The 24,830-nt window shown below is 71.7% G+C and carries 22 protein-coding genes; 13 read left to right on the top strand and 9 right to left on the bottom strand.

Annotated elements, in window-relative coordinates:
• The first annotated feature begins 73 nt into the window (after positions 1 to 73).
• From ACZ7M7_RS23675 to ACZ7M7_RS23655, 5 genes are all read left to right on the top strand, one after another.
• On the top strand, positions 74 to 970 hold the full coding sequence (locus tag ACZ7M7_RS23675; RefSeq protein ID WP_472120038.1) for a sensor histidine kinase: 897 nt from the start codon (positions 74 to 76) through the stop codon (positions 968 to 970).
• Positions 967 to 1,650 carry a response regulator gene (locus ACZ7M7_RS23670; protein ID WP_472120036.1) on the top strand — a complete coding sequence of 228 codons (684 nt, stop codon included), beginning with the start codon at positions 967 to 969 and terminating at the stop codon, positions 1,648 to 1,650. The genes ACZ7M7_RS23675 and ACZ7M7_RS23670 overlap by 4 nt, the downstream gene beginning before the upstream one ends.
• A gap of 267 nt (positions 1,651 to 1,917) precedes the next feature.
• Positions 1,918 to 2,520 carry a TetR-like C-terminal domain-containing protein gene (locus tag ACZ7M7_RS23665; protein WP_383603861.1) on the top strand — a complete coding sequence of 201 codons (603 nt, stop codon included), beginning with the start codon at positions 1,918 to 1,920 and terminating at the stop codon, positions 2,518 to 2,520.
• Positions 2,521 to 2,579: 59 nt separating this feature from the next.
• On the top strand, positions 2,580 to 4,013 hold the full coding sequence (locus ACZ7M7_RS23660) for a prenyltransferase/squalene oxidase repeat-containing protein (protein WP_472120034.1): 1,434 nt from the start codon (positions 2,580 to 2,582) through the stop codon (positions 4,011 to 4,013).
• A 52-nt stretch (positions 4,014 to 4,065) separates the two neighbouring features.
• Positions 4,066 to 4,794, top strand: a complete 729-nt coding sequence (locus ACZ7M7_RS23655) for a hypothetical protein (RefSeq protein ID WP_472120032.1) — start codon at positions 4,066 to 4,068, stop codon at positions 4,792 to 4,794.
• Here the strand turns inward: ACZ7M7_RS23655 and ACZ7M7_RS23650 are convergent.
• From ACZ7M7_RS23650 to ACZ7M7_RS23640, 3 genes are all read right to left on the bottom strand, one after another.
• Positions 4,781 to 5,206, bottom strand: a complete 426-nt coding sequence (locus ACZ7M7_RS23650) for an NUDIX hydrolase (protein WP_383603869.1) — start codon at positions 5,204 to 5,206, stop codon at positions 4,781 to 4,783. The genes ACZ7M7_RS23655 and ACZ7M7_RS23650 overlap by 14 nt on opposite strands.
• Positions 5,207 to 5,323: 117 nt before the next feature.
• Complete coding sequence (locus ACZ7M7_RS23645; protein WP_472120030.1) at positions 5,324 to 6,076, bottom strand: isocitrate lyase/PEP mutase family protein; 753 nt, start codon at positions 6,074 to 6,076, stop codon at positions 5,324 to 5,326.
• Between the two features lie 26 nt (positions 6,077 to 6,102).
• A complete protein-coding gene (locus ACZ7M7_RS23640; protein WP_472120028.1) occupies positions 6,103 to 6,561 on the bottom strand; it encodes a hypothetical protein in 459 nt (152 codons plus the stop codon).
• 152 nt (positions 6,562 to 6,713) lie between these two features.
• On the opposite strand from ACZ7M7_RS23640, the gene ACZ7M7_RS23635 reads away from it, so the two are divergent.
• Positions 6,714 to 7,376 (top strand): hypothetical protein, encoded by a 663-nt coding sequence (locus ACZ7M7_RS23635; protein ID WP_472120026.1) that lies wholly within the window; start codon positions 6,714 to 6,716, stop codon positions 7,374 to 7,376.
• Here the strand turns inward: ACZ7M7_RS23635 and ACZ7M7_RS23630 are convergent.
• Both ACZ7M7_RS23630 and ACZ7M7_RS23625 read right to left on the bottom strand, forming a co-directional pair.
• The gene (locus ACZ7M7_RS23630) at positions 7,366 to 9,060 is read right to left on the bottom strand and encodes a DUF2264 domain-containing protein (RefSeq protein WP_472120024.1); all 1,695 of its coding nucleotides are present in this window, start codon (positions 9,058 to 9,060) and stop codon (positions 7,366 to 7,368) included. The two genes, ACZ7M7_RS23635 and ACZ7M7_RS23630, sit on opposite strands and share 11 nt — an antisense overlap.
• Before the next feature lie 70 nt (positions 9,061 to 9,130).
• Positions 9,131 to 10,159 (bottom strand): rhamnogalacturonan acetylesterase, encoded by a 1,029-nt coding sequence (locus ACZ7M7_RS23625; RefSeq protein ID WP_472120022.1) that lies wholly within the window; start codon positions 10,157 to 10,159, stop codon positions 9,131 to 9,133.
• 187 nt (positions 10,160 to 10,346) lie between these two features.
• On the opposite strand from ACZ7M7_RS23625, the gene ACZ7M7_RS23620 reads away from it, so the two are divergent.
• Positions 10,347 to 12,008, top strand: coding sequence for a rhamnogalacturonan lyase B N-terminal domain-containing protein (locus ACZ7M7_RS23620; protein ID WP_472120020.1), 1,662 nt, complete (start codon positions 10,347 to 10,349; stop codon positions 12,006 to 12,008).
• A 7-nt stretch (positions 12,009 to 12,015) separates the two neighbouring features.
• On the opposite strand, the gene ACZ7M7_RS23615 is transcribed toward ACZ7M7_RS23620, so the two are convergent.
• Together ACZ7M7_RS23615 and ACZ7M7_RS23610 are read right to left on the bottom strand one after the other, a co-directional pair.
• Positions 12,016 to 13,428, bottom strand: a complete 1,413-nt coding sequence (locus ACZ7M7_RS23615; protein ID WP_472120018.1) for a family 43 glycosylhydrolase — start codon at positions 13,426 to 13,428, stop codon at positions 12,016 to 12,018.
• 1 nt (position 13,429) lies between these two features.
• Positions 13,430 to 14,548, bottom strand: a complete 1,119-nt coding sequence (locus ACZ7M7_RS23610) for a glycoside hydrolase family 43 protein (RefSeq protein ID WP_472120016.1) — start codon at positions 14,546 to 14,548, stop codon at positions 13,430 to 13,432.
• Positions 14,549 to 14,720: 172 nt separating this feature from the next.
• Between ACZ7M7_RS23610 and ACZ7M7_RS23605 the strand changes: the two genes are divergently transcribed.
• Together ACZ7M7_RS23605 and mmuM are read left to right on the top strand one after the other, a co-directional pair.
• Positions 14,721 to 16,826 (top strand): autotransporter-associated beta strand repeat-containing protein, encoded by a 2,106-nt coding sequence (locus tag ACZ7M7_RS23605; RefSeq protein ID WP_472120014.1) that lies wholly within the window; start codon positions 14,721 to 14,723, stop codon positions 16,824 to 16,826.
• 74 nt (positions 16,827 to 16,900) lie between these two features.
• The gene (gene mmuM / locus ACZ7M7_RS23600; protein WP_472120012.1) at positions 16,901 to 17,824 is read left to right on the top strand and encodes a homocysteine S-methyltransferase; all 924 of its coding nucleotides are present in this window, start codon (positions 16,901 to 16,903) and stop codon (positions 17,822 to 17,824) included.
• Between the two features lie 169 nt (positions 17,825 to 17,993).
• On the opposite strand, the gene ACZ7M7_RS23595 is transcribed toward mmuM, so the two are convergent.
• Positions 17,994 to 19,574, bottom strand: coding sequence for a carboxylesterase/lipase family protein (locus ACZ7M7_RS23595; RefSeq protein ID WP_472120010.1), 1,581 nt, complete (start codon positions 19,572 to 19,574; stop codon positions 17,994 to 17,996).
• Positions 19,575 to 19,850: 276 nt separating this feature from the next.
• Between ACZ7M7_RS23595 and ACZ7M7_RS23590 the strand changes: the two genes are divergently transcribed.
• The 4 genes from ACZ7M7_RS23590 (at position 19,851) to ACZ7M7_RS23575 (ending at position 24,031) form a co-directional block, all read left to right on the top strand.
• On the top strand, positions 19,851 to 20,864 hold the full coding sequence (locus ACZ7M7_RS23590) for a hydroxyacid dehydrogenase (protein WP_472120008.1): 1,014 nt from the start codon (positions 19,851 to 19,853) through the stop codon (positions 20,862 to 20,864).
• A gap of 175 nt (positions 20,865 to 21,039) precedes the next feature.
• Positions 21,040 to 22,092 carry a LacI family DNA-binding transcriptional regulator gene (locus ACZ7M7_RS23585; RefSeq protein ID WP_472120006.1) on the top strand — a complete coding sequence of 351 codons (1,053 nt, stop codon included), beginning with the start codon at positions 21,040 to 21,042 and terminating at the stop codon, positions 22,090 to 22,092.
• Between the two features lie 118 nt (positions 22,093 to 22,210).
• On the top strand, positions 22,211 to 22,675 hold the full coding sequence (locus ACZ7M7_RS23580; RefSeq protein WP_383603927.1) for an SRPBCC family protein: 465 nt from the start codon (positions 22,211 to 22,213) through the stop codon (positions 22,673 to 22,675).
• A 198-nt stretch (positions 22,676 to 22,873) separates the two neighbouring features.
• Entirely contained in the window at positions 22,874 to 24,031 is a 1,158-nt protein-coding gene (locus ACZ7M7_RS23575) for a ferritin-like domain-containing protein (RefSeq protein ID WP_472120004.1), read from the top strand.
• A 46-nt stretch (positions 24,032 to 24,077) separates the two neighbouring features.
• Here the strand turns inward: ACZ7M7_RS23575 and ACZ7M7_RS23570 are convergent, their stop codons facing one another.
• Complete coding sequence (locus ACZ7M7_RS23570; protein WP_472120002.1) at positions 24,078 to 24,749, bottom strand: ThuA domain-containing protein; 672 nt, start codon at positions 24,747 to 24,749, stop codon at positions 24,078 to 24,080.
• Positions 24,750 to 24,830 lie beyond the last annotated feature (81 nt).

Here is a 24,830-nt window from a genome sequence, read left to right as displayed (position 1 = left end):
CTCATCCTCCGGATGCAGGGCCTGCATCTCCGGGCCGATGCGTTCGCGGTGATCGTCTGTCAGGGTGATCCCCATGGGGGACTGGGAACCTGGCTGGGTCACGGCGGCGGCGGCGGGTGCGGCCGTACTCGTGCTGACCGTCGCGCTGCTGCGGACGCGGCGCCGCCGACTGCAGGCCGTCGGAGAGCTCGGCTGGCTGCTGGAGCGGGAGCGGGAAAGCGCGGCCCGCGCGGCGGTGACGGCCGAACGGGACCGTATCGCCCGCGAGTTGCACGACATCGTCAGCCACACCGTCAGCCTCATGGTCGTCCAGGCCGGAGCCGCCCGCGAGGTACTGGGCACCATGCCTGACGAGGCCTCGGCGGCGCTGCGCGCGGTGGAGGACGCCGGGCGGGGCGCGATGACGGATCTACGGCATCTGCTCGGGCTGCTGGCACCGTCACCCAGCGGCGAGGACGACGACTCGGACGAGGGCCGGGACGCGTGCGGCACCACCACCCCCGCCGACCTCACCCCGCAGCCCGGCCTGGACCGGCTCGGCCAACTCGTCGACCGCGTCTCGTTCGCGGGGCAGCCCGTCGAGGTCCGGATCTCCGGCGAACCCCGCCCCCTTCCGCAAGGCATCGACGTGACGGCGTACCGCATCATCCAGGAGGCGCTCACGAACGCGCTCAAGCACGGCGACGGCGGAAAGGCCGAGGTCACCGTGCGCTACGCGGACCGCGCGCTGCGCGTGGAGGTGCTGAACACCGGCCCCAGCGTGCTGACCGGCGGCGCGACGCCGGCGCCGCCCCGCCGGGCCCTCCAGCGGCACCGGGAGGGAACGGGGCGCGGCCTGCTGGGCCTGCGGGAGCGGGTCGCGGTGTACGGCGGCGATCTGGACGCCCGTCGGCGCCTGGGCGGCGGCTACCGGGTCCGGGCACGCATCCCGCTGGACCGTCCCGTGGACCGCTCCCCGGACCCGTCATGACGACACCGGAGACCGAGCCGACTCCCCGCGTCCTCATCGTCGACGACCAGACGCTGATCCGGACCGGCTTCCGGCTGATCCTGACCGTACGCGGCATCGAGGTGGTCGGCGAGGCGGCGGACGGCCTGGAGGCGGTGTCGCTGGCACGCGAACTGCGCCCGGACGTCGTGCTGATGGACATCCGCATGCCCACCATGGACGGCCTGGACGCCACTCGCCGGATCCTCGAAGAGGCGCCGGGCTGCCGGGTGCTGATGCTGACGACGTTCGACCTGGACCGCTACGTCTACACGGCCCTGTCGATCGGCGCGAGCGGCTTCCTCCTCAAGGACGTCACGCCCGAGCACCTCGCGGCCGCCGTACGACTGGTCGGCACCGGTGACGCCCTGCTGGCGCCCACCATCACCCGTCGGCTGGTCGAGCGCTTCGCCTCCACCCCCACCGCTCACGCCCCCGCCGTCCACGCCGACCTGGCCTCCCTGACACCCCGCGAGCTGGAGGTCCTGACGCTCCTGGGCCGAGGCCTGTCCAACACGGAGCTCGCCGCCTACCTCACGCTGAGCGAGGCCACGGTGAAGTCCCACGTGGCCCGCATCTTCGCCAAGCTGTACCTGCGGGACCGCGCTCAGGCCGTCGTCCTCGCGTATGAGACGGGGCTGGTCCGGCCCGGCACTCACTAGGATGGCCCCTAGGGGCCCTAGGCCGTGTCCGCAAAGTCCCGCCTGCCCCGCGACGCCTGGCACGCTCCCCCACTCTCGGCTTCGCTCGAGCGGGAAGGGCCCCCACCGCCGCACCGGGCGAAGCCCCGAGTACATCCAGTACAAAGGCCTCCGCCCGGCACGCCGAGAGCACGCACCAGACGCCGCGGGGCCCGCCCTCCGGGCGGACGACGGGACTTTGCGGACACGACCTAGGCCAGTCTCATATCTCCGGAGGTCACCCACCCCATGGCCCGCGCTGGACTCACCGCCGACCGGCTCGCCGCGGCCGCCGCCGAACTCGCCGACGAGGTCGGGTTCGAGAACGTCAGCCTGTCCGCGCTGGCCCGGCGCTTCGGGGTGAAGGACGCGAGTCTGTACTCGCACGTCCGGAATCTGCAGGACCTGCGGACCCGGGTCGCCCTGCTGGCGGGCGGCGAGATGATCGACCGGATCGCCGCCGCCGTCGCCGGGCGGGCCGGCAAGGACGCGCTGGCCGCGTTCGCGGACGCATACCGGGAGTACGCCCTGCAGCACCCGGGCCGGTACGCGGCGACCCAGATCCGCATCGACCAGGCCCTCGTCGCCGACTCCCCCGCCATGCGCCGCACCGCCGAGATCACCTACGGGATGCTCCGCGCGTACGGCCTGGAGGAACCCGACCTCACCGACGCCGTCCGCCTGCTGCGCAGTACCTTCCACGGCTACTGCGCCCTGGAGTCCACCGGCGCCTTCGGCGCTCCCCGCGACGTACGGGAGTCCTGGGAGCGTGCCGTCGACGCCCTGCACGTGGCGCTCGCGAACTGGCCGCGGAACGAGCACGGCGGGCAGCCACCCCAGGCGCCACGCTGACCACTTAGACTGGAAGCTTCGCGGAGGTCACACGCCGCCACCACGGGGGAGGGTGCGTCTTGTCCCAACAGCAGCTCGGACGCGGCCCCTTGAGGCCCCGTCAGCCTCGCCCCGACCCTCCCCCGCCCGACGAGGACCCCTCGGACACCTCGCCCCCGGCGCGCTTCGTCGGCTGGCTCGGCGGCCTCGGAGCGGCGGCCGCCGGGTACGGCGTGTTCCAGTTCCTGTTCAGTGTGCTGCCCGACTCCCTCGACGGTTCGGCCGCGCGCTATGTGATCTCCGGGGTCAGCGGGCTCGCCACCTTCGTCGCGGCCTGGCTGGCGGCGGCGCTGCTGCGGGCCCGGGCGGCAGCGGCAGCGGCCGCCGATCCCGCGCGTGCCACTGCGGTAGGGCCTGCTGCCATGGCCCCGGGGGCGCCCGGCCCGCTCCCGAAGGTCTTCGCCTCCGCCTACGGCACCCTCGTCGACCAGGTGTCGGTCGTGGCGGATCCGCAGCGCGGGCGCCTCACCGGCTGGCCGCACTCCCTCGGCGAGAACACGCCCTCACGGCCGACGCCCGTCGGCACGGCGTACGGCCTGCACATCATGCTCGACCTGGGCGTGCCCGACGGAGGGCTGAGCACCGGCGACCTGGTGGACACCCTGTGGCGGCTGCGGCTCCCGGACGGCGGCTGGTCGGCGCGGTCGCAGGGCTCCGAGGCCCGCCCGGAGGTCACCGCCCTGGTGCTGGGCGCACTGGCCCGGGCCGGCACGTCCGCCGAGCGGCTGGCTGCCGAGGTGGACCGCTGCACCGGCGCCTTCACCCGGCAACTCGACCGCGCCGGACTGGAGTCGACCCACGTCGTGACCACCGTGCTGCGCGGGCTGCTGCGCGCCGCACCCCGCTCCGAGATCCTTCCCGCGCTGCGCGAGGTACTCGCGGACGGCGCGATCAGCGACCCGCGCCGCGACCATCTGCGCTGCTGGGGCTACCGGTTGCAGCCGCCGTACGGCAGACCGTCCCCGCTGCACACCGCGCAGGCCGTCGTCGCCCTGGACCGGGCCGCCCGGGTTCTGGGCGAGGACACGGACGCGCGTGGCGCCCGGGCCCGGACCGCCCGCGAGGACGGCGTCCGCTGGCTGTTGTCCTGTCCGGACGCACCGCATGACACCTGTCCGGACCTGGAGAACCTGCACGAGGAGGTACGCCGGCCGCGTACGGACGACCCGTCCCGCCACGAGGTGCTGAACGTACGGCACTTCACCGCCTCCTGGCTGGTTCGCGCCCTGCTCTCGCCGGGCGCGCTGGAGATCGCCCGCGCCGACGGGCTGGAGGACGAGTGGCGGGTACGGCTGGACGGGGCCGTCGCCGCGGTGTGGGCCGGGCAGACGGACGGCATCTGGTCCTGGGGCCGGGGCGGCAGCACCGAGCTGCGGCGGCCCATGTGGATGACCTATCAAGGTCTTTCGGCGCTGCGCGCGCATGCCGTATGGATGTACCAGCCGGATGGCTGAACCCGGATGTGACGAGCGGGGTCGGAGCGAGCGGGCGTTGGAGGATGGGTGCATGGGCGGTCGGCAGGTCCTGGGGGCACGGAGGCTGCTGGCCGAATCGCTGGACGTTGAACTGCCCGAGCACGAGCGGGTGGCCGCGGCGCTGCGCGTCGTCACCGAACTCGGCTCACCCGACCGCCTGTTGGAGCTGATCGCCGAACTCGCCTCCGGCGAGGGCGACCCGGAGGGCTGCGCACGGCTGTCTTACCGTCATGTCCTCGGCTTCGACAAGCTGCTGCTGATCGACGGCGGCCCGCGTCAGATGCTCCGCGCACACGTGTGGCATCCCGGCGCCGGCGCGATCGGCGAGGAGGACATCCACAACCACCGCTCGCCGCTGGCCTCCTATGTCGTACGGGGCCGGCTGGCCATGGAGCTGTACGAGGTCGGCGACGGCGTCGGCGACCTGGCGGCGGCCCGCTACGAGGAGTCGCTTGCGGAGCGCTCGGCGGACTGGGTACTGAGGCCGGCCGGTCCGGCGCGGCTGCGGCTGACGCACGTGGGACAGTACGCGGCGGGCAGCTCGTACGCCCTGCCCGCGCACACCCTGCACCGAGCCTGGTGCGACACGGACGTCCCCACGGTGACGCTCTTCCTGGAGACGGGCGCCGAACGACGGGACCACACCGATGTGTTCACGGCCGCGGGCCCGCATCCGGGCGCGGTGGCGAAGGTGCCCCTGCCGGTCGGGGACTATCTGGATGCGCTGCGGGAACTGGCGGAACGGCTCAGGGCCCGGTGAACGCCTGTTGCACGATGTCGAGGTTGTACTCGTCGATCTCGACCGACGTCAGCTCGGCCCGGTCGAGCCAGGCGGCGGCCTGGTCGGGCTCGGGCAGGGTGACCGCCGTGGACAAGGGCCTTACCAGGAAGTTCTCCTGCCAGTTCTTGATCTCGTGACCCCGGTAGTCGCTGAGGAACGAGGACTCGCCGACCTTGCGGACGATCTCGCCGAGCAGTCCGGTCTCTTCCTTCAGCTCGCGCAGGGCCCCGTCCTCGGGACTCTCGCCGGGCTCCAGCTTCCCGCAGGGGACACCCCACACCCGTGGCAGGAACCGTTCCCTCTCGCTGCGGCGCACCAGAAGCACCCGCTGCTTGTCGTCCATCACGACGGCGGCCGCCAGTCGCCTGTCGCCGGGGATGTCCATGGTCATGGTTCCTCGGTCCCTCGCCGGTGATGAGTCCAAAGGGTCTGATACCCGGGAAAGAGTCAAGCCTAACAGGGACGCACTCACCGTCGCTGTGAGTCAGATCGCCCCGCCGGGCTCCACCTATCCCCGGCGGGCGAGGGCGTCCACGGCGCCGTAGGAGGGGGCCGCCCCGTCCGGTGCCCGGCCCTCCCTGATCCCCTCGACCGCCTCCAACGCCGCGCCCAGCGCCCGGCGGTAGAGCAGCGATCCGAGGCTGACGCGGCGAACGCCGAGGTCGGCCAGGTGGGGGACGGTGGGGCCGGTCGGTGCGTAGAGGATGTTGAGCGGAACGTCGACGTGCCTCACCAGGGCGGCGATCTCCCGGGGTTCGCTGAGCCCCGGCACGAACACGCAGTCAGCGCCCGCTTGTTGGTAGGCGTCGAGGCGGTCGATCGTCCCCGTGCCGTCTCCCGTCCAATATGTGTCGCTGCGGGCGTTGACGAAGAGGCCCGGTGCCGCCGACTTGACCGCGGCGATCTTCGCGGCGTGCAGCGCGGTCGAGCCGAGACGGTCCTCCAGGTTGATACCGACGGCTCCGACGGCCGTGAGGTGCCGCGCGAACTCCCCCACCTCGTCGGGATCCTCGCTGTAGCCGTCCTCCGCGTCGACGGAGAGAAGGTACGGATCCGAGCCGAGGGCCAGGGCGAGCCGCAGTGTCTCGTCACGGGTCTCCGACGTCCCGTCGGGCAGACCGGAGGCCGCCGCGACACCGAGGCTCGTCGTGCCGATCGCGCGGAATCCCCGCTCTGCCAGTGCTCGCGCCGAGGCGTGGTCCCAGGCGTTGGGGAGCAGCAGGGGGTCGTCGCGGTGGTGGAGTTCGGCGAACGCGGGCATGAGGGGGGCCTCCGGTGGTCGGGCGGTCAGGACAGGTCTCCGACGGCATCGGCGTAGTACGTCGATCCCTCCAGGTGGCGGGCGATTTCGCGGAAGGTCCAGCCGTCGCCGGGCGAGTCGTCGAGCTGGTCGTCGCTCAAGGCGTCCAGCCGGTTGGCCCAGATGCGGGCGAGCCGGGTCAGCCGGCTGCGGGCCTCGTCGAGGTCCTGCGGCGTGAAGGGCGCGAGGTCCGCCTCGGTGGTGAGGGCGGAGGCGTGCCAGTGGTCGGGCCGGGGCTCCTCGCCCGCCAGCCGGGCCTCCAGCTCGGCCAGGTGATCGATCAGGTGGTCGGCGACGCGGCGGATCGCCTTGTGCGGGGTGTAGACGCGGTCGTCGACATGGGCGAGCGTGCCGTCCCAGTCCGGCCAGGTCGCGGCCAGGGCCAGGACGTGGTCGACCATGGCGGTGACGGCATCGGCGGGGGTGAGCCGGGCGGTTTCGGTCATGCCCCGAACGCTAGGCGCCGGTCGTTTCGGCGACGCCCGAAGTGACCCGGCCCTCACAGCGCCCACCAGGTGCCGGAGCGCCACGAAGGACGTCGGCGCCCCGTCGTACTGTTGCGGCGATCACCATCGCGACGAGAGCACACGGGGCACGCATGACCGTTCACCGACCGGGACTTCCGCAGGACCTACCGCCGGGCGAGGTGCTGTGGGCACGGTGGGCGCTGCTCGCCGCCGTCAAGGCGACCACCGAGCAGGAGGAGCGCCCGAGCGTGCACCGGATCGGGCACTGGATCGACGAGGTGGGCCTGCACTGGGACGACTGCGGCTGCACCTGGTGGATCATGTCCAGGATGGGCGAGGGCCGGTTCGTGCTCTACGGCGAGGACGAGTCGAGCGGCGTGAAGTGGCACAAACCGCCGATCGACATGCTGGCGGGCGGCCCCGACTGGCTGCCCTACGCGGAGCTGCGCGACCGGCTGGAAGGGTACGAACTCGGCTGCGTCTACTGGTACGAGAACGGCGCGTGGAGCCGGGCGCCCTACCCCGACAGCCTCAAAGACGACGGTCTGGACTGCGGCATGAGCGACTTCGTCGACCGCGGCAGCCTGCTGAGGGAGCTGGAGCTCCACTTCGACGACACGACCGCCGGTCCGGGCGCGGACAGCCTCCTGGCCGACGCCGAGGCATACGGGCTGGACGCACGGGTGCTGCTGAAGCACGTGTGCGCCCACCCCGACGGTGACCCGGTGGACCCGCCCGCCGTCGCCAGAGCACTCGACCGGGCGGGCATCACGACCCAGGAGGTCAGGCGCTGACCCGCACGTGGACAGCGTCGCCGTCCGCCAACCGCACGCGGACCGAACGGCCGTCGTTCCAGCGGACATGGATCGCGCCGTCGTCGTCCACGCGCACGGTCACCAGCGCGTCCAGCGGGGCGGGTTCCGGTTCGGCCGTGAGCCGGGCGAGGGCGACGAAAAGGGTGGGTCCGGCGTCGGTGACGCCGGTGAGGTCGTCGTCGAGCCGGGCGGCAGGGCGGAGTTCGGCGCGGACTCCGTCCCGCGCGGCCCAGCCCGTGATCCGAACCGGCGTTCCCGCCGCCGCACCTGCCACCAGGTGGGCCCGCACCTCCACGGCCCCCTGCGCGAGCACCACGCTCGTCACCCGCGTTCCGTCACCGCCCGAGTGCCGTGAGGCCGCCCAGCCCTCCCCCGCACCGAGCGGCACGATGTCCGTACGGCTCGGATCGTCGCCGACGATCACACTGTTGTCGTACGACGGTGCGGGCGTCGTCGCCGTCGAGTAGGCGAGCCGCGTGTAGTACGGGTCGTAGCGGACGTCCTCGCTGCCGTGGTTGTGGAGGCGGACCAGGCCGTCTGAACTCGTGGACTGCACCAGCCAGTTGGGGGCGGCGATGGCGGTGACCGCATCCTCGCGCTCGGCGGGCGCCGGTTCTTCCTGCGCCGTCCACACGGCGTGGTCCGCCGGCAGGAGCAGACCGAGGAAGCCCTTGCTCGCCCAGTACGGGGACGCCGGGCCCGAATAGCCCTGGAGGATCGCCTCGTCGGGGCCGTGCCAGCCAAGGGTCAGCAGCCCGTTCGCGTCCACGGCGCCCCGCTCCAGGAAGTACTTGAGCGCGCCGGAGGAGATCCTCCGGGTCTCCCCTGCCGCGAGCGGTGTGCGGCCCGTGAGGGCGCCCAGCCACAGGGGGGCGGTCGTGGCGAAACGGTAGGTCAGGGAGCGTCCCTGGTGCAGGGGGCCTCCGTCGCCGCCGAACAGGCGGGCGTAGTCGTCCAGATGCCGGGAGAGCCGGCCGCCGTACAGGTCGAGGAGCTTTTCGTCCTGCGCGAGCCAGGCGTGCAGGACGGGGTACAGGTGCATGGCCCAGCCGTTGTAGTAGTCGAACTTGCGGCCGTCACCGTCCGTGTACCAGCCGCCGCCGACGTACCACTTCTCGATGCGCTCCAGCCCCCGGTCGATCGCCTTGCGCGACGCCTCGGCGTCATGGCCGATCTCCTGGAGGAAGCCGCCCACGGTCACCGGGAACAGCTCCCAGTTGCAGGGCCAGGCCTCGGCGGTCACCGCGTCGCCCAGCCAGGCCGCCGCCCGCTGCCGCACCGGGTCGTCCAGCCGGTCCCACAGCAACGGCCGCGTCAGCCGCAGCGCGAGCGCGATCGAGGCCGCCTCGACCAGGGGCTGGCTGCGGTCCTCCACGCGGGGCCAGATGCCGCGGACGCCGGCCGCGAGGCCGTCGGCATAGCGCTCCAACACCGTCTCGTCCCGGCGGAACGCCGCCAGGAGCAGCGTACGGGCGTAGCCCTCCAGTCCGTCGGAGAGGCGGCCCGACCAGCTCTCGTGGTCGCCGGGGAGGTGGTAGAGGGCACGGTCCTCGGTGGCGTACGGCTCCACCGCGGCGAGCAGGGCGTCGGCGGCCGCCTCCCAGTGGGCACGGGTGTAGCCGGTGCGCGGGCTGCGGGTGCGGTCTTCGGGAGGCAGGTGCATCGGGTCTCTTTCTCGCCGGCTCGGTTCCGGACCTGGGACGCCCCGGTTCCGGTCGGAGCGCCCCAGGAGTTCATCCCACCCGCATCAGGCGCTCCGGCACCAGACGCCGGGCGACGAGTTCGTCGCGGACCAGGCCCGCGTACGTCATGGCGCCGTGCACGGAGGTGTGGGTGTTGTCCCGCTTCTCGTTGTAGAGGTAGAGCGCCTTGGACGCCTCGACGCCGAGGGACTCCACCAGCGCCTTCGTCTTCGCCGTGAGGTCGATCAGGGGGACGTCGTGGGCGGCGGCGACGGAGCGGACGACGGCGGGGTGGTCCACGCCCAGGCCGTTCACGAGCAGGGCCGTGGCGTTGTTCAGCGTGCCGTCGGAGTTGAACCATCGGCGCACGACGGGCGTCACCAGGACCGGCTCCCCGCCCTTCTCCCGCACGCCCGCCACCAGGGTCTCCAGATTCGCCCGGTAGGTCGCCTCGTCGGTCGTCTTGTCGTTGTGGGCGAGCTGGATCAGGACCAGGTCGCCGGGCCGGATCCGCGGCCGGACGGTGGCCCACAGGCGCGCGTCGGCGAGGTAGCTGACCGTGCTCTCGCCGGAGTCGGCGTAGTTGGCGACGGACAGGCCCTTTCGAAGGTACTGCGGAAGCTGCTGGCCCCAGCCGGAGTACGGGTCGCCGGGCTGGTCGCAGACCGTGGAGTCGCCGACGAGGTAGATCTGGCGGGCGTGCCGGGCCGGGGTCACCTTGATGTCGGCCAGGGCGCGGGCCGAGCCGCCGAGTTGCAGGTCAAGGCCGGGCGTTCCGGCGGGGCCGGTGGGCTCGCCCTCGGGGGTGCGGACGTTCACCGTGAAGCTGCGGGCGACGCGTTCGCCTGCCGCGGCGGCCGTCTCGGGGAGCAGGGAGCGGCGGGTCTCCCCGGTGACACTCGTGCTCGACGCGGCCTCGCCGCCGAGGAGGACCTTCACGTCGTACGTTCCGGGCGGGACGTCGAAGTGGCAGGCGGTGGCGGTGCAGTTGGCATGGGCGGCCCGGGCCGGTGCCGCCGTCAGCACGGGCACGGCACCCAAGGTGGCGGCCAGCAGTACGACGGAGCTGAAACGTCTCATGCGTGACTCCTCGCTCGGGTGGACGCGGCGTGCGCCTGGACCGTACCCGTTTTGACAAGCGCTTTCTAGATGTCGATGGGAAGTCGAGGCCATGCCCAGACCAAGCCAGCGCAAGCCCTTTCGCGAAATCGGTTCAACTGTCACCCTGCACATCACCCGCACCCCCCACCCCGAAGGAGGCTCCCCCATGTCCGGATCCCCCGACAGATCCGTTCGCCGCCGCACCTTCGTCCTCGGCGCCACGGCCGCCGCCGGCACCGCGGCCCTGGCCGGGACAGCGCGCGCCGCGGCCTTCGGCTGGATCGACGACGGCTCGAACTACGTCGTCGACACCGGCGCCGGCCTCGTCTTCAAGGTCAGCAAGACCAACGGCGACCTGACCTCGCTGGTCCACCGCGGCACCGAGTACCAGGGCTACGGCGGCATGAACTCGCACATCGAGTCCGGCCTCGGCGCGTCCACCGTGTCCATCAGGCAGTCGGGTTCGACGATCCTGATCTCGGTCGCGTACGGCACGCTGCGGCACTACTACGCCGCCCGCAGCGGCGAGAACAACATCTACCTGTGGACCGACAAGGCCGACACGTCGGTCTCCGCGACCCGCTACATCCTGCGCGTACGGAAGGGCCTGTTCCGCAACGACGAGCCGGACTCCTACACCTACGCGCCCACCGCCATCGAGGCGTCGGACGTCTTCGCGAAGTCCGACGGCCAGACCCGCTCGAAGCACTACTCGAGGCGCCGGGTGATGGACTACGACCACGTCGGCTGGTCGGCCGGCGGCGTGGGCCTGTGGATGGTGCGCAGCAACCACGAGAAGGCGTCCGGCGGCCCGTTCTACCGCTCACTGCTGCGCCACCAGAGCGCGGACGGCGGTGGCCTGTACGAGATCCTGCACTACGGCCAGAACCAGACCGAGGCCCAGCGCTTCGGCCTCCAGGGCCCGTACGTCATCGCTCTCACGGACGGCGGGGCGCCCTCCCCGTCGCTGTTCCCGGGCACGCTCACCACGTGGTGGGCGGACTCGCTCGGCATGTCCGGGTACGTCGGCGCGAGCGGGCGCGGCAAGGTGGCCGGGGTCGGGATCACGGGGCGCAACACGGCCTACCCGTACACGGTCGGGCTCGCCAACTCGGCGGCGCAGTACTGGGGTTCGGCACGGGCGTCGGACGGCTGGTTCTCGATCGGAGGTGTGCTGCCGGGGACGTACACGCTGACCGTCTTCAAGGGCGAACTCGCCGTGTACACGCAGTCGGTGACCGTCACGGCCGGTGGCACGACCACCCTCAACACGATCGCCATACCGTCCTCGAACGACCCGGGCAACGCCACGGCGATCTGGCGGATCGGCGACTGGAACGGCACCCCGAGCGGGTTCAAGAACGCCGACCTGATGACGTACGCGCATCCGTCCGACGCCCGGGCCGCCGCCTGGACCGGGAACGTGGTGATCGGCAACAACGAGACGGCGTCCTTCCCCTGCTACCTCTGGAAGGACGTCAACAGCGGTCTGCTCGTGTACTTCAGGCTGACCGCCGCCCAGGCTGCCGCCGCGCACACGCTGCGCATCGGCGTGACGACGGCCTACGCCAACGGCCGGCCGCAGATCGGCGTCAACGACTGGACCTCGGCGATCCCCTCCCCGCCCACGCAGCCGGGCACCCGGTCCCTGACCAACGGGTCCTACCGGGGCAACAACCACACGTTCACCTACAGCGTCCCGGCGAGTGCCTGGCTCACGGACACCGGCCAGTACAACGTGCTGAGGATCAACGTGGTGAGCGGTTCGGGGTCGACCGGCTATCTCAGCGCGGGCACGGCGATCGACGCGATCGACCTGCTCGCCTGACGTCACCTCAGGTTCCGTGCGTCCACTGCTGGTTCGTCGCCCCGTTGCACGCGTACGTGATGACCGCGGCGGAGTTGGCGGTGGACGCGCCGTTCACGTCCAGGCACTCCCCGGTCGCGCGGGACTTGACGGTCACGTAGGAGCCGGTGGTGGTGACCGACCACTGCTGGCCGGTCGAGGAGGCGTTGCAGTTCTCCTGGGTGACCGTGGTCGCGTTCTCCTGGACGCACAGGGAACTGTTCCTGATCATCAGCTGGTAGTAGCCGCTGCCCACCGACCTGAACCAGTACCTCTGGTTGCTGCCGCCGTTGCAGTCGTACTGCTTGATCTGGGCGCCCTGCCACAGCGACTGGCCGGTGAGGTCGGCGCACTTGGAGGAGTGCCTTGCGATCAGCGTGTTGTACGTGGCGCTCGTCCCGCTGATCGATCCGGTGGCCGTGTCGACGGTGACCTCCGGGGACCAGGACATGGACATCGAGGTCGAGGTGGGGAAGGTCAGCGGCAGCCAGACGTAGCGGGAGTCGTTGACGGTGCCGCCGAAGGAGTTGCCCCAGCGGTCGCCGAGGTAGAGGTAGGAGGTGGTCGAACTGCCCTGCACGGGCAGGACGTACGCGGTCTGTGAGCCGTACGCCGTGGAGTCGCCGACGTTCGTCATCGCCGTCCAGGGACCGGCGATGCTGGTGGCCGTGGCGTACTGCTGCTGGTTCGGGCTCCAGCCGGTCGCGCCCGAGGTCAGCATGAAGTAGACGCCGTTTCGCTTGAAGAGGGCGGGGGCCTCGCGGTGGCCGCCGTGCCAGGGGTCGGCGACGAGGCTCGCGATGCCGGTGTAGTCGGCGGTCAGGCGGTAGATCTGCAGGTCGTAGTTCTCGCGGGCGGCGGAGATCATGTATCCGGCGCCGTCGGTGTCCACGAAGACCGTGATGTCGCGGGACATGTGCCGGCCGAGCGGGCGGAAGCTGCCCTGCCAGGTGTAGTTGCCGTCGACCGTGTCGGACACGGCGACGGCGGCGCGGGCCTCGCTGTAGTCGACGCCGTTCTCCTTGTGCATCCACATGACGAACTTGCCGGTGGAGGCGTTGTACATGACCTTCGGGCGCTCGATGTTGGCGGTGGCGAGCTCCGGGTCGGTGGCCTCGGTCAGGACGTGGTTCCTGAACTCCCAGTTCTTCAGGTCGGTCGAGCGGTAGGCGTCCACGTACCGGAAGGTGTTGTCGGCGTTGCGGTTCTCGCCGAACCAGTAGTAGGAGGAGCCGACCTTGATGACACCGCCGCCGTGGGCGTGCACGGGGTTGCCCGAGGTGTCGGTGAACTGGGTGCCGTTGGTGACGGTCCGGGGTGCGGCCTGGGCGGGCCCCGCGGTGGCCAGGGCGCTGGCGAGGGCCAGACAGAGGGCCAGCAGAGCGGCGTAGGCACGTCTCATCTCACGCACTCTCCTCGACAGTTGCGGCGGTCGCGGCGGCCGTGTCCGCCACGGGTACGCCGAAGTTCGGGGTGCCGTCCGGGTTCCAGCCGAGCTTCTGGACGCGGGTGTGGCGGTTGGGGTCGTTCAGCGGGTCACCGACGATCTCCTTGTACTGGCGGGCGTGGTAGACGAGAACATCGCTGCGGCCGTCCTCGGCGACGGTGAAGCAGTTGTGGCCGGGGCCATACTGCTTGGTGATCTCGTTGCTGGTGAAGACCGGGGTCGGGGACTTCGACCAGTTGGCCGGGTCCATCAGGTCGGCCTCGGCGTCGACGGTCAGCATGCCGACGCAGTAGTGGTGGTCGGTCGCGGAGGCCGAGTAGGTCAGGAAGATCCGGCCGTTGCGCTTGAGGGCGTACGGGCCCTCGTTGACCTTGAAGCCGACGCACTCCCAGTCCAACTCGGGGGTGGACAAGCGCACTTGGGGCCCGGTCAGGGTCCACGGGTTCGCCATCTCGGACAGGAAGAGACCGGTGTTGTTGTCCAGCCCCGGCTCGTGCTGCGCCCAGCAGAGGTAGCGGGAGCCGCGGTGGGTGAAGGTCGTGGCGTCGAGGGAGAAGGTCTCCCAGGCGGTCCTCACCTGGCCCTTCTCCACCCAGGCGCCCTTGAAGGGGTTCGGGTGGGAGTTCTCCAGGACCCAGATGCGGATCTGCCACACGTCCTCGGCGGGCGCGGCGGCGAAGTAGATGTACCACTTGCCGCCGATGCGGTGCAGCTCCGGTGCCCAGATGTGCGCGCCCATGTCGCCGGTGGGGTGGGCCCGCCAGATGACCGATTCGGCGGCCGTGGACAGGCCGTTGAGGGTGCGGGAGCGGCGCAGGACGATGCGGTCGTACTCGGGGGCGGTGGCCGTGAAGTAGTAGAAGCCGTCGGTGTGGCGGTTGATGTGGGGGTCGGCACGCTGTCGGACGAGGGGGTTCACGTGGGGGGCCGCCTTCGGGGGTGCGGCGTGGGCGACACCGGGCAGGGCAGAGGCTGCGGTCAGGGCTCCGGCGACTGCGGCACCCTTCAACAGCAGTCTGCGACTGGGGACTTGGCGGGCAGGGGGCACTTGGGGCAGATCGTGATCGCGGCTCATGCGGGGGGTGCCTCTCGGGGACTGTTCGGACGTTCGAGATAACGAACAGGATCTGTCATTACGAACGACTGAAAGGTAAGGGTGAGTTACCAGGAGGTCAACGAGTCCGGCGGGACAAAGCGAAGCGCCAAGTTTCTGTTATCGGCGCCCAGCTCCGCCCGTCCCCGATCACGTGCGCAGCCATACCCACAGGACAGCAGCGGCCGTCGGCGCCCTGGCTGCCCTCGCCGCCCTGACCGTTGCCGCTCCCCCGGCGGCCGCCGCCGACCGTGACGTCACCGCCGACGTCCTCACCGACCGGGACGTGACGCTCAGCGGCGACACGGTCGTCACCGTGCCGTCGGGGACGACCACGTACGACGGCGTCTTCCGCGGGGAGGGCACGCTCACGGTGCGTGGCACCGGGACGCTGATCCTCACCAGGGACAGCGAGTTCACCCTGCCGAAGTCCCGGCAACGGCAGCAGGTGAGCGTCCTCGGCGGCAATCACCCGTACGTCACCACGACCGACGCCGACCCGCCTGCCGTCACGGTCGAGCGCGGGGCGACCCTGCAGTACGGCAACGGCGGTACGGCCGGGCTGATCGGCCACTTCCCGTACGGCACCCCGGTGTTCCGGCTGAACCAGGACAACATCCGGGTCGACGGCACCCTGCGGCTGTCACTGAGGAGCGCCTACAACCTGGGCACGATCAGCGGCTCCGGGCTCATCACCCAGCCGCGGTTCCTCTGGGGCACCTGGGACCTGTCGGGCACCCACTCCTTCTCCGGGGTGATCGACAACGGCACGCAGGTCAACGCCGGGCGGCCGGAGTTCGCGACCTCGCTGCCCCATGTCCGCAAGGTCCTCAACCAGGGCACGTGGACCGTGGACACCCCGCTCGGCCGGACCGTCACCGTGGGCATGGACTTCTACCAGCGCGAGTACGGCAGCGACATCAACGTCCAGTCCCGGCCGGGCGGCAAAGTGATCCTGACGGGCCGGTACAGCTGGTCGAACCAGGGCGGCGACACCGACCCCTCGCTCAGCGACCCGGCACTGAACTGGACGCCGGCGCGGAAGAACGTCAACAAGCGCGGCACCAACATCAAGGGCGCGAACGTCCAGTGGGGCGACGGCACGACGAACAAGATCTTCATGCCGGGCACGGCCGAGACGGTCTACATCAACCTGCTCGCGGCCCGCTCCCGCTCACTCCTCACGTTCGACTACAACGGCCCGGTGACGCTGGGCGCCCCCATCGGCGGCGGCAGGTTCCACGACACACTCGCCGCGCCCGGCGCCGGGGACATCGTCATCAAGGGGACGCCCGGCAATGACGTCACCTTCACCGCCGTGCAGCACTACGACGGCTCGACGACCGTCGAGAAGGGGGCCGTGCTACGGCTGGGCAGCGGCCGGTCGGGCGGTGACGGCGGGCTCTACACGCAGGGCGGCCTCTACAAGGTCGTCAACCACGGCTCGCTGGTCCTGAACAACGGGAGCAAGCCCCAGTCCCTGTCCCGCGTCGGCGGCAGCGGGTCCCTCACGCAGTCGGGGGCCGCGACGACGACCCTGACGGGGAGAGCGGTCACCTACACGGGCACGACAACGGTCAAGCAGGGCACCCTCGCCCTGCGCGACGGCGCGACCCTCGCCCGCAGCAGGGCGATCCGCCTCACGTCAGCGAAGTCCCGTTTGGACACGTCGGCTTCGGGACTGCGCGTCGGCGAGGAGCAGACACTGACCGGCAAGGGCACCGTGCGGGGAGCGGTGACGAACGGCGGCCTGGTCGCGAGCGGCTTGACCGTCTCCGGTGACTACACCCAGTCGGCGCAGGGTGAACTGGTCCTGCGCGACGGCCCGTTGAAGGTGACGGGTGCGGTCCGCCTGGCCGGGGATCTGGACCTCGCGACCGCTGCCACCGCACCTGAATCCCCCCGCAGGATCACCGTCCTCGACCACCGGGGGCGTACGAGGACGACCGGCACCTTCACCGGCCTCGAAGAGGGCGAGAAGCTCCAGCTGGACGACACCGCCTACCGGATCAGCTACCGCGGCGGCGACGGCAACGACGTCGTCCTCACCGCCGTCACCACAAGCCCCTCCCCCACCTCCGACCGCCCCCACACCGCAGCCGACGCCCTCACCTCTCCCGTCCCCCGCACCACCGGCGCCGCGACCAACGGCCTCGGCTGGTGGCCGTACGTCCTGGCCGCGGGCCTGCTCATCGGGCTGGCCGTACCCGCGACGAGGTTCGGGCGCGGGCGCCGGCGCGGTGGGCGGCACGCGGCGTAGGGAGCGGCCGCTCGGGGGCGCCGAGCACGTCCCGCTTGCCGGTCCTGCGCCCCGCCTCGACTACCGTCGTCATCATGACCAGCACCATCACCCTCGCCGAAGCCCTCGCCGCCGGGACCGTCGTGCTCGACGGCGGGATGTCCAACCAGCTCGAGGCCGCCGGGCACGACCTGAGCGACGCGCTGTGGTCGGCGAGACTGCTCGCGGAACGGCCGGAGGCGATCACGGAGGCGCATCTCGCGTACTTCGAGGCGGGGGCGGACGTGGCGATCACGTCGAGCTACCAGGCGACCTTCGCGGGGTTCGCGAGGCGCGGGATCCCGGCGGACCGGGCGGCCGAACTGCTGTCCCTGAGCGTGGAGTTGGCCCGGGAAGCGGCCCGGCAGGCGCGGGGCAAGGGTGCCACGCGGCCGCTGTGGGTGGCCGCGTCGGTCGGGCCGTACGGGGCGATGCTGGCGGACGGCTCCGAGTACCGGGGGCGGTACGGGCTGAGCGTCGACGAGCTGGAGCAGTTCCACCGGCCCCGCCTCGAGGTGCTGGCCGGTGCGCGGCCCGACGTACTGGCGCTGGAGACGGTCCCGGACGCCGACGAGGCGGAGGCGCTGCTGCGGGCGGTGCGTGGGCTGGGCGTGCCGGCCTGGCTGTCGTACTCCGTCGCCGGTGAGCGCACCCGCGCCGGGCAGCCGCTGGAGGAGGCCTTCGCTCTGGCCGCCGACGCCGACGAGGTGATCGCGGTCGGCGTGAACTGCTGCGCGCCGCAGGACGTCGGGGGCGCCGTCGAGATCGCCGCCCGCGTCACGGGCAAGCCGGTCGTGGTCTACCCGAACAGCGGCGAGGCCTGGGACGCGAAGGCCCGGGCCTGGTCCGGCGAGGCCGGCTTCGTCTCCGAACAGGTCGAGGCGTGGCGGGCATCAGGGGCTCGGCTGATCGGCGGGTGCTGCCGGGTCGGCCCGGAGGCGATCGCCTCCATCGCCCGGACTCTGTCGGCGGCGCGGTAGCGGAAACGCGCCCGGCTCGGGATCGTGAGGCGGCAGCCACGGTCGGGGGGCGACCGACGGGCGCGGATCGCCTACGCACGGGCCGACGCTTGAGGCGGGGACGCCGATGCCCCGACACGGGCAAGCCGACGCCCTGACGCAGGACACCCCAACGCCCGACGTCGTCGTGTCAGTGGCGGCGGACCGCGCCGGGCAGGCGAAGCCGTCGTACGACCGATCGCATCTCCGTGCCGCGCGGCGGCGGCGCACCCTCGGCAAGGTCCGACGTGGGCATGGCCTCGGGCGGGGCGGCCGTGGCCCACAGGGCGAGTTCGGGGTCGCGGGGGCCGAGCGCGGTGCGGGTCTCGCCGTCGCCGAAGATCCGCACCGGGTGCGAGTCGTCCCAGGGCTGCCACCCCGGGTCGCCCTCCACCGCGAACCGCACCCACGTGCGGTGCATCTCGTGGGCCAGCTCCTGCGGCGCTCCCTCGCCGGCCAGCCTGCGGGACTCGGGAACGTCCCCGGTGTCGAAGACGAAGCCGAGCTCCAGGGCGTGGCAGGCGCCGAGGTCGGGGAGGGTGGAGGGCCAGGCGAACTCGTACACGTACGACGATCCGGGGCGAGCGTCGGCCAGGCGGTGCAGAGGCCCGCGCAGCAGGTGGTCGGTGACCATCTGGCCGACTGTCTCGGCGGTGCCGGCCTCGGGGTGCAGGGCGCGGTAGCCGCGGGGCACGTCGGCGCCGACACGGCAGCGGGCCATGGCGCCGGCCAGGGCGACCGCGCCGAGCCGGTCGACGCGTTCAAGGAGCCCGCCGGGCACCAGCCACAGCCGGTACTCGTCGCGGGTCCAGCCCATCATCAGGTCGACGCCCGAGGCGGCGTCACCCTCCGTGAGCGCCTCCAGGGGATCGCGGGGGACGATGTCGCCGTCGACGACGATCCCGAAGGCGGGCCCGCCCACGACGGGGCTGCTGAGCCGGCCCACCTCGGCCTGGGTGCGCAGGAGCAGCTCCCGGTCGACGTCGGCGAAGGCCGCGGCGGTGGCCGGGATCTTCAGCCGGGTGGCCATGCGGCGCACCATCCGCCGTACTTTGTCCCGCTCGGCGGTCTCGGGCGGCCCGCTCTGCAGGATCGCCCGCCGGACCAGGCCCTGGGCCTGCGGGGCGGCGAGCAGCGCGCCGATGCTGATCGCGCCGGCGGACTGGCCGAACAGGGTGATGCGGCCGGGGTCGCCGCCGAACGCCTCGATCGAGGCGTGCACCCACTCCAGGGCGGCCAGCTGGTCGCGCAGGCCGGGGTTGGCGGGGGCGTCCGGGAAGTAGCCGTAGCCCTCGACGCCCAGCCGGTAGTTGACGGACACGAGGACGACGCCGTCACGGGCGAAGGGCCGGCCGTCGTACACGGGCACGCCCGAGGAGCCACGGGTCAGGGCGCCGCCGTGCAGCCACACCATGACGGGCAGCCGGGCGGCGGGACCGGGATCGGGGGTCCAGACGTTGAGGTTGAGACAGTCGTCGCCGGGCACGACGGGGTCGGACAGGTACTGCGCGAACGCCTCGGAATACGGCGGCTTCGGCGGCGTCGGCCCGAAGTCCGCGGCCTCGCGCACACCGTCCCAGGGCTCGGGCGGCACGGGCGGCCGAAAGCGGTGCGGGCCGAACGGCGGCGCCGCGTAGGGAATACCCCGGAACACCGCGACGCCGCCTTCGTATCGGCCCCGCACGGCACCGTAGGGCGTGCTCACCACGGGGTCTGCCTGGACTGCCGTCATACGTCCACCAGCCTCCTCACCGCGCTCGTGCACCGTGAAGATCAGAGCAACTCATTGTGGCCCGATATTCCGGCGCACGAGCGGTTGTGAGGGCTGTTCGGCTTACCCGGCTACTTGGCGTAATCCAGGGTGCCGAAGCCGAGCTGGTCGCAGCCGCCGCTGACCGATTGACCGGTCCAATGAGTGGATCTACGGTAGAAGGCGCTTTCTGCACGTTGTCCGTTCAACGTCGCCCGTGTCTCAACTCAGTGCTCAATTCGGCGCCTCAGGAGAGTCATGCCCAGCCCGCACCCCTTGAGGGCCGTGTTCGCGATGGATCCGGTGCACCTCCCCCTGCTGTTCCCGCCACCGCTCATGGCCCGGCTGCGGCACGCGGCCGAGCTCGACCCCACGCTCGTCGTACGGGACTTCACCGACCCGGCCGCGGCCGGGGTCCTCGCCCGGACCGAGGTACTCATCACCGGCTGGGGCTGCCCCCACCTCGACGCCGACGCCCTCACCGCCGCGCCCGGACTGCGCGCGGTACTGCACGCCGCCGGCTCGGTCCGCGCGCTGGTCGGCGACGCGCTGTGGAAGGCCGGTGTCACCGTCTCCAGCGCGGTGACCGGCAACGCGCTGCCGGTCGCGGAGTACACGCTGGCGATGATTCTGCTCGCCGGGAAGGACGCCTTCGGCCATCGGGAGCGTTTTCGCAGCACCCATGCCTACCCGACGCATCGCGAGACCGCCGCGACCGGCAACGTCGGCCGCAGGGTCGGCGTCATCGGGGCGTCGCGGGTCGGCAGACGCCTGCTGGAGCTGCTGCGGCCGTTCGACTTCACGGTGCTGCTGCACGATCCGTACGTCAGCGCCGCCGAGGCCGCCGAACTGGGCGCCGAACTGCTGTCGCTGGACGACCTCCTGCGGCGCAGCGACATCGTCAGCCTGCATGCGCCGGACATCCCCGAGACGTACCGGATGCTCGACGGGGAGCGGCTGGGGCTGATCCGGGACGGGGGCGTACTGATCAACACCTCGCGGGGGGCGTTGGTCGATCCCGCGGCACTCACGGACGAGCTCGTCTCCGGGCGGCTGCACGCGGTGCTCGACGTGACCGAACCGGAGCCGCTGCCTGCCGGGTCGCCGCTGTATCGCCTGCCCAACGTCTTCCTGACCCCTCATGTCGCCGGGTCGCTGGGGAACGAGCTGGAGCGGCTCGGGCGGATCGTGGTGGAGGAGTTGGAACGGCTGGTGGGAGGCGAGGGGTTGGTGCATGAAGTGCGGGAGGGAGAGTTGGGGCGGGTGGCTTGAGGGTGGGGTCGTTGCGACGGCTTGCCCCTATTTCGAAAGCCGCGGTCCGTAGGGCCCTCGGAACTCCGGCCTCTTCCGGACTCAGCGCGGCGAACCTAGGGTAGGAAGCGCTTACTGTTTCCGTGCTGGTCGAAACTTTTCAGGGCCCTCGGGCGGGCCGGAGAGGTGGTTCCCGATGGTCCGTACGGGCAGTGCGAGCGTGGCGGCCGGCCCTACCCTGGCGGTCGTGGCCCGTGAGGCCGGAGTGTCCGTGCCGACCGCGTCCAAGGTGGTCAACGGCCGCGAGGACGTGGCCCCCGAGACCCGCCGCCGGGTCACCGAGGCACTGGACCGGCTCGGCTATGTCCGCAGACCACGCTTCGACGCGGCGAAGACGCCCGGGCTGGTCGACCTCGTCGTGCACTCCCTGGACAGCTCCTGGTCGGGCGCGGTGCTGCACGGGGTGGAGGCGGCGGCCCACGACGCGGGCCTGGAGGTGGTGGTCTCGGCCGGGCTGACCCGGACGCGGGGCGGCCGTCCGGAGCGCGGCTGGCTGGACAAACTCATCGCGCGCGGCTCGTCGGGGGTGCTGTTCAACCTGGCCGAGCTGACTGCGTCGCAGTACGCGTGGCTGGAGCAGCACCGCGTCCCGTTCGTGATGATCGACCCGGTGCTGGATCCGCCGCCGGGCGTGGTGTCGGTGGGCGCGGCGAACTGGCACGGCGGCGTCCTCGCCACCGAGCATCTGCTGGCGCTGGGCCATGAGCGGATCGCCGTGATCGCCGGTCACCAGCGCAAGATGTGCAGCACCGCCCGGGTGGCCGGCTACCGCTCGGCGCTCGCCTCTGCCGGGGTGCGGCACCGTCCCGAGTACGTCCGGCACGCGGGCTTCGACGAGAGTCTCGCCCACCGCCGCATGCTGGAGCTCCTCGACCTGCCCGAGCCGCCGACGGCCGTCTTCGTCTGCTCGGACCGGATGGCCCTCGGTGTGTACGAGGCGCTGGCGGAACGCGGGTTGCGCGTGCCCGACGACATGAGCGTCGTCGGTTTCGACGATCTGCCGGAGGCCCGTTGGATCGCCCCGGCCCTCACGACGATCCGCCAGCCGCTGTCGGAGATGGCGGCGACGGCGTTGCACCTGCTGGTGCGGATGATGGACGGGGAACGGCCGGAGAGCACCCGGACGGAGCTGTCGACACGGCTGGTGCAGCGGGCGAGCACGGCGGGGCCGCGCGGGCCGTCCCGCTGAGTCCTTCACCTGGTTGGCCGGGGCGGGCCCCCACTACGGGTGCTGGGGGTGCCCGGGGCCGCTAGCGTCGAAGGACAGGTCGAGCAGCTCGGGATCTTCCAGAAGGAGCGTGGTCGGTGTGGCCCGGAACCGCCGTCTGATCCTGAGCTCCCCGTCGAAGGTCTGGAGCCTGCTGTCCGACGGCCGTCGCTACGGGGAGTGGGTGTCGGGAACCCAGCAGGTCCGCGCCGCCGATTCGCACTGGCCCGCCGTGGGCGCCCGTCTGCAGGTACGGGTCGGCCTCGGCCCCGCAGTCCTGGACGACACGTGCGTCGTGCGGATCTGCGAACCGGAACGCCGTCTGGAGCTGGAGGCGAAGGCCGACCCCTTCGGCGCGGCACGCATCGCCATGCAGTTGATCCCGTGGGGCGAGAACACCCTCTTCATCCTCGACTGGCATGCCCTGCGGGGCCCCGGCGTGCGCATGCACGGTCTCCCCGTCGACTATCTCGTCCGGATCCGCAACGGCATGATGCTGACGAAACTCGCCCGGATCGCGGTGCGGGAGGCCGACGACAGGACCGTTGACGCCCACATGCACTGAGCGCCTCTCCGGCGCCGCGCTGCCATGACCACCTTGATCGCGTTGGACCGACAGGGTGGTTGATGCGCCGCCCGGCCCGTCCGCCCTGGTGGCGACGTTGATCGTTGCTAGCTTCGCGAGCTGTCCGAGGGTCCCGAGGGCCTCGAGCCGAGGTGGGGCCATGGCGATGAGCTGAGGCGAGAGGCGAGAGTGACGGGTATGAGCGAAGAGCCGGACAGGCAGACAGTTGCCCCGTTCAGGCGCAGGAGTTTCCTGGCGTCGGCCGCGCTGGCGAGCGGCACCCCGGCCGCGGTCGCGGCCGCCGGTCCCGCGCAGGCTGCCGCACTACCGGCCGGCGGTGCGCTTGCGGCGCCCGCCCTCGGGTCCGTGGCGCGGCTGCTGGCCGTTCCCCAGGAAGGCCGCGGAGTCGACTGGATCAGGTCGGCCCTTCAGGTCGCCCTCGCACTGGAACTCGCCACCATCCCGCCCTACTTCTGCGGCTTGTGGTCCGTGAAGGACCGCCGCAGCGAGGTCGCACGGCTGATCCAGCGCATCGTCGGCGACGAGATGTACCACCTCGGCATCACCTGCAACCTGCTCGTGGCCGTGGGCGGGACGCCGCAGATCAAGGCCGCCGCGCCCGTCTACCCGGGCCCCCTGCCCGGCGGTGTCCGTGCCGGGGTGAACGTCTACCTGTCGGGCCTCACCAAGGCCTTCGTCCGCGATGTGATGATGGCGATCGAGGCCCCCGAGGAATCGCTCGTCCGGAGCGTGCAGACCTCACCCACCGTCGGCGAGTTCTACGAGGGGCTGCTGAACGCGTTCCGGACGGTGCGGCCGGAACTGTCGGTGCGGGGGCAGCTGTCCCAGTACGTCTTCTCCGACGACCTGTCTCCAGTCGAGAACCTCGACCACGTCGAGCAGGCCATCCGGATCATCATGGAGCAGGGCGAGGGCACCACCAGCTCACCGTCCGCTTCCTTCGAGGACGACCACCCCGCGCACTACTACGCCTTCGGCGAGATCTACCACGGCCGGGAGCTGCGCCGGACGGACGACGGCTGGCAGTACGTCGGCGGGCCCGTGCCCTTCCCGGACGTGCGCCCCATGGCCCCGATCCCGGTCGGCGGCTGGCCCAACCCGCCCGCCCATGTCCGCCGACTCCTGCACCAGTTCGACGCCACCTACAGCACCGTGCTGGACACCCTTGACGCGGCCTGGGCCGGCGGCGGCCACCGCACCCTGGGCGCGGCCATCCACGCCATGCGCGGTTTGGAGGGGCCCGCCGTGGAACTGATGGAGACCCGCAACCCCTACGTCCCCGGCACCTACGGCCCCCAGTTCCGCGCACTCCGCAGGCGGCTTCCGGCCTCGTGACCCCCGTAAACGGCAGCGGTGCTCGGCGGGCCGAGCCGCGATCCGACTACCGTCGCTCCGCATGACCCGCACGGCCCGGCCTCGCCGCCCAGCTGATCCCGCCGAGGAGATGGCCTCGGAAGTCGGGATCGTCGTAGGCCTCGGCGGCGTGACCTAGCGCCGTGTAGAAGACGCGCCCGGCTCCCCGCGCACGGCACCACACCAGGGGATGGTCCCCGCCCATGCAGCCACCGTCGTACGACGACTCGTCGGCGCGGGCCAACACCCTCACCGTGCCTCGGGGGTTGGTGCGGAAGTCGTACCACTCGTCGACGAAGTCCCATACGGCGGGCAGGTGCCGGGTGGCCGGGTGCTCGCGGTCCTCGACGACCACCTTGCCCGGCTGGTACTCGGGGTGCCGGTCGAACCGGGTGCCCAACAGCTCGCCGTAGTACGGCCAGTCGTACTCGGTGCAGGCCGCCGCGTGCACTCCGACGAAGCCGCCGCCCGCATCGACGTACGCCGCGAGCCGCTCGCGGCCGGCGGGGGTGAGCACCTCGCCGCTGGTGGAGAGGAAGACGACCGCTGCGTAACCGTCGAGGGGTTGCTCGAAGACCGTCGGGTCCTCCGTGTGGTCGACTTCGAAGTCACCGAGGGTGCGTACGGCCTCGACGGCGGCCGGGATGGACGCGTGCCGGTAGGCGGTGGTGCGGGTGTGGACGAGCAGTCGCACGGACATACGGCCGAGCCTAACGGCCCGACAGGCCGGGCTGTTGGGCCACTTCACCGCGACGCGATGGACGTTTCTCTGCACTGTCCG

The sequence above is a fragment of the Streptomyces sp. NPDC111606 genome, assembly GCF_055656945.1.
This window is presented reverse-complemented; position numbering and strand designations above follow the sequence as displayed.

What these genes read in the sequence shown, in the direction of transcription:
- ACZ7M7_RS23570 (WP_472120002.1), bottom strand. Translation starts at nt 24,749, where the DNA reads ATGTCCGTGCGACTGCTCGTCCACACCCGCACCACCGCCTACCGGCAC.
- ACZ7M7_RS23675 (WP_472120038.1), top strand. Translation starts at nt 74, where the DNA reads ATGGGGGACTGGGAACCTGGCTGGGTCACGGCGGCGGCGGCGGGTGCG.
- ACZ7M7_RS23630 (WP_472120024.1), bottom strand. Translation starts at nt 9,060, where the DNA reads ATGCACCTGCCTCCCGAAGACCGCACCCGCAGCCCGCGCACCGGCTAC.
- ACZ7M7_RS23665 (WP_383603861.1), top strand. Translation starts at nt 1,918, where the DNA reads ATGGCCCGCGCTGGACTCACCGCCGACCGGCTCGCCGCGGCCGCCGCC.
- ACZ7M7_RS23635 (WP_472120026.1), top strand. Translation starts at nt 6,714, where the DNA reads ATGACCGTTCACCGACCGGGACTTCCGCAGGACCTACCGCCGGGCGAG.
- ACZ7M7_RS23620 (WP_472120020.1), top strand. Translation starts at nt 10,347, where the DNA reads ATGTCCGGATCCCCCGACAGATCCGTTCGCCGCCGCACCTTCGTCCTC.
- ACZ7M7_RS23650 (WP_383603869.1), bottom strand. Translation starts at nt 5,206, where the DNA reads ATGACCATGGACATCCCCGGCGACAGGCGACTGGCGGCCGCCGTCGTG.
- ACZ7M7_RS23645 (WP_472120030.1), bottom strand. Translation starts at nt 6,076, where the DNA reads ATGCCCGCGTTCGCCGAACTCCACCACCGCGACGACCCCCTGCTGCTC.
- ACZ7M7_RS23655 (WP_472120032.1), top strand. Translation starts at nt 4,066, where the DNA reads ATGGGCGGTCGGCAGGTCCTGGGGGCACGGAGGCTGCTGGCCGAATCG.
- ACZ7M7_RS23615 (WP_472120018.1), bottom strand. Translation starts at nt 13,428, where the DNA reads ATGAGACGTGCCTACGCCGCTCTGCTGGCCCTCTGTCTGGCCCTCGCC.
- ACZ7M7_RS23595 (WP_472120010.1), bottom strand. Translation starts at nt 19,574, where the DNA reads ATGACGGCAGTCCAGGCAGACCCCGTGGTGAGCACGCCCTACGGTGCC.
- ACZ7M7_RS23670 (WP_472120036.1), top strand. Translation starts at nt 967, where the DNA reads ATGACGACACCGGAGACCGAGCCGACTCCCCGCGTCCTCATCGTCGAC.
- ACZ7M7_RS23625 (WP_472120022.1), bottom strand. Translation starts at nt 10,159, where the DNA reads ATGAGACGTTTCAGCTCCGTCGTACTGCTGGCCGCCACCTTGGGTGCC.
- ACZ7M7_RS23640 (WP_472120028.1), bottom strand. Translation starts at nt 6,561, where the DNA reads ATGACCGAAACCGCCCGGCTCACCCCCGCCGATGCCGTCACCGCCATG.
- ACZ7M7_RS23610 (WP_472120016.1), bottom strand. Translation starts at nt 14,548, where the DNA reads ATGAGCCGCGATCACGATCTGCCCCAAGTGCCCCCTGCCCGCCAAGTC.
- ACZ7M7_RS23585 (WP_472120006.1), top strand. Translation starts at nt 21,040, where the DNA reads ATGGTCCGTACGGGCAGTGCGAGCGTGGCGGCCGGCCCTACCCTGGCG.
- ACZ7M7_RS23575 (WP_472120004.1), top strand. Translation starts at nt 22,874, where the DNA reads ATGAGCGAAGAGCCGGACAGGCAGACAGTTGCCCCGTTCAGGCGCAGG.
- mmuM (WP_472120012.1), top strand. Translation starts at nt 16,901, where the DNA reads ATGACCAGCACCATCACCCTCGCCGAAGCCCTCGCCGCCGGGACCGTC.
- ACZ7M7_RS23590 (WP_472120008.1), top strand. Translation starts at nt 19,851, where the DNA reads ATGCCCAGCCCGCACCCCTTGAGGGCCGTGTTCGCGATGGATCCGGTG.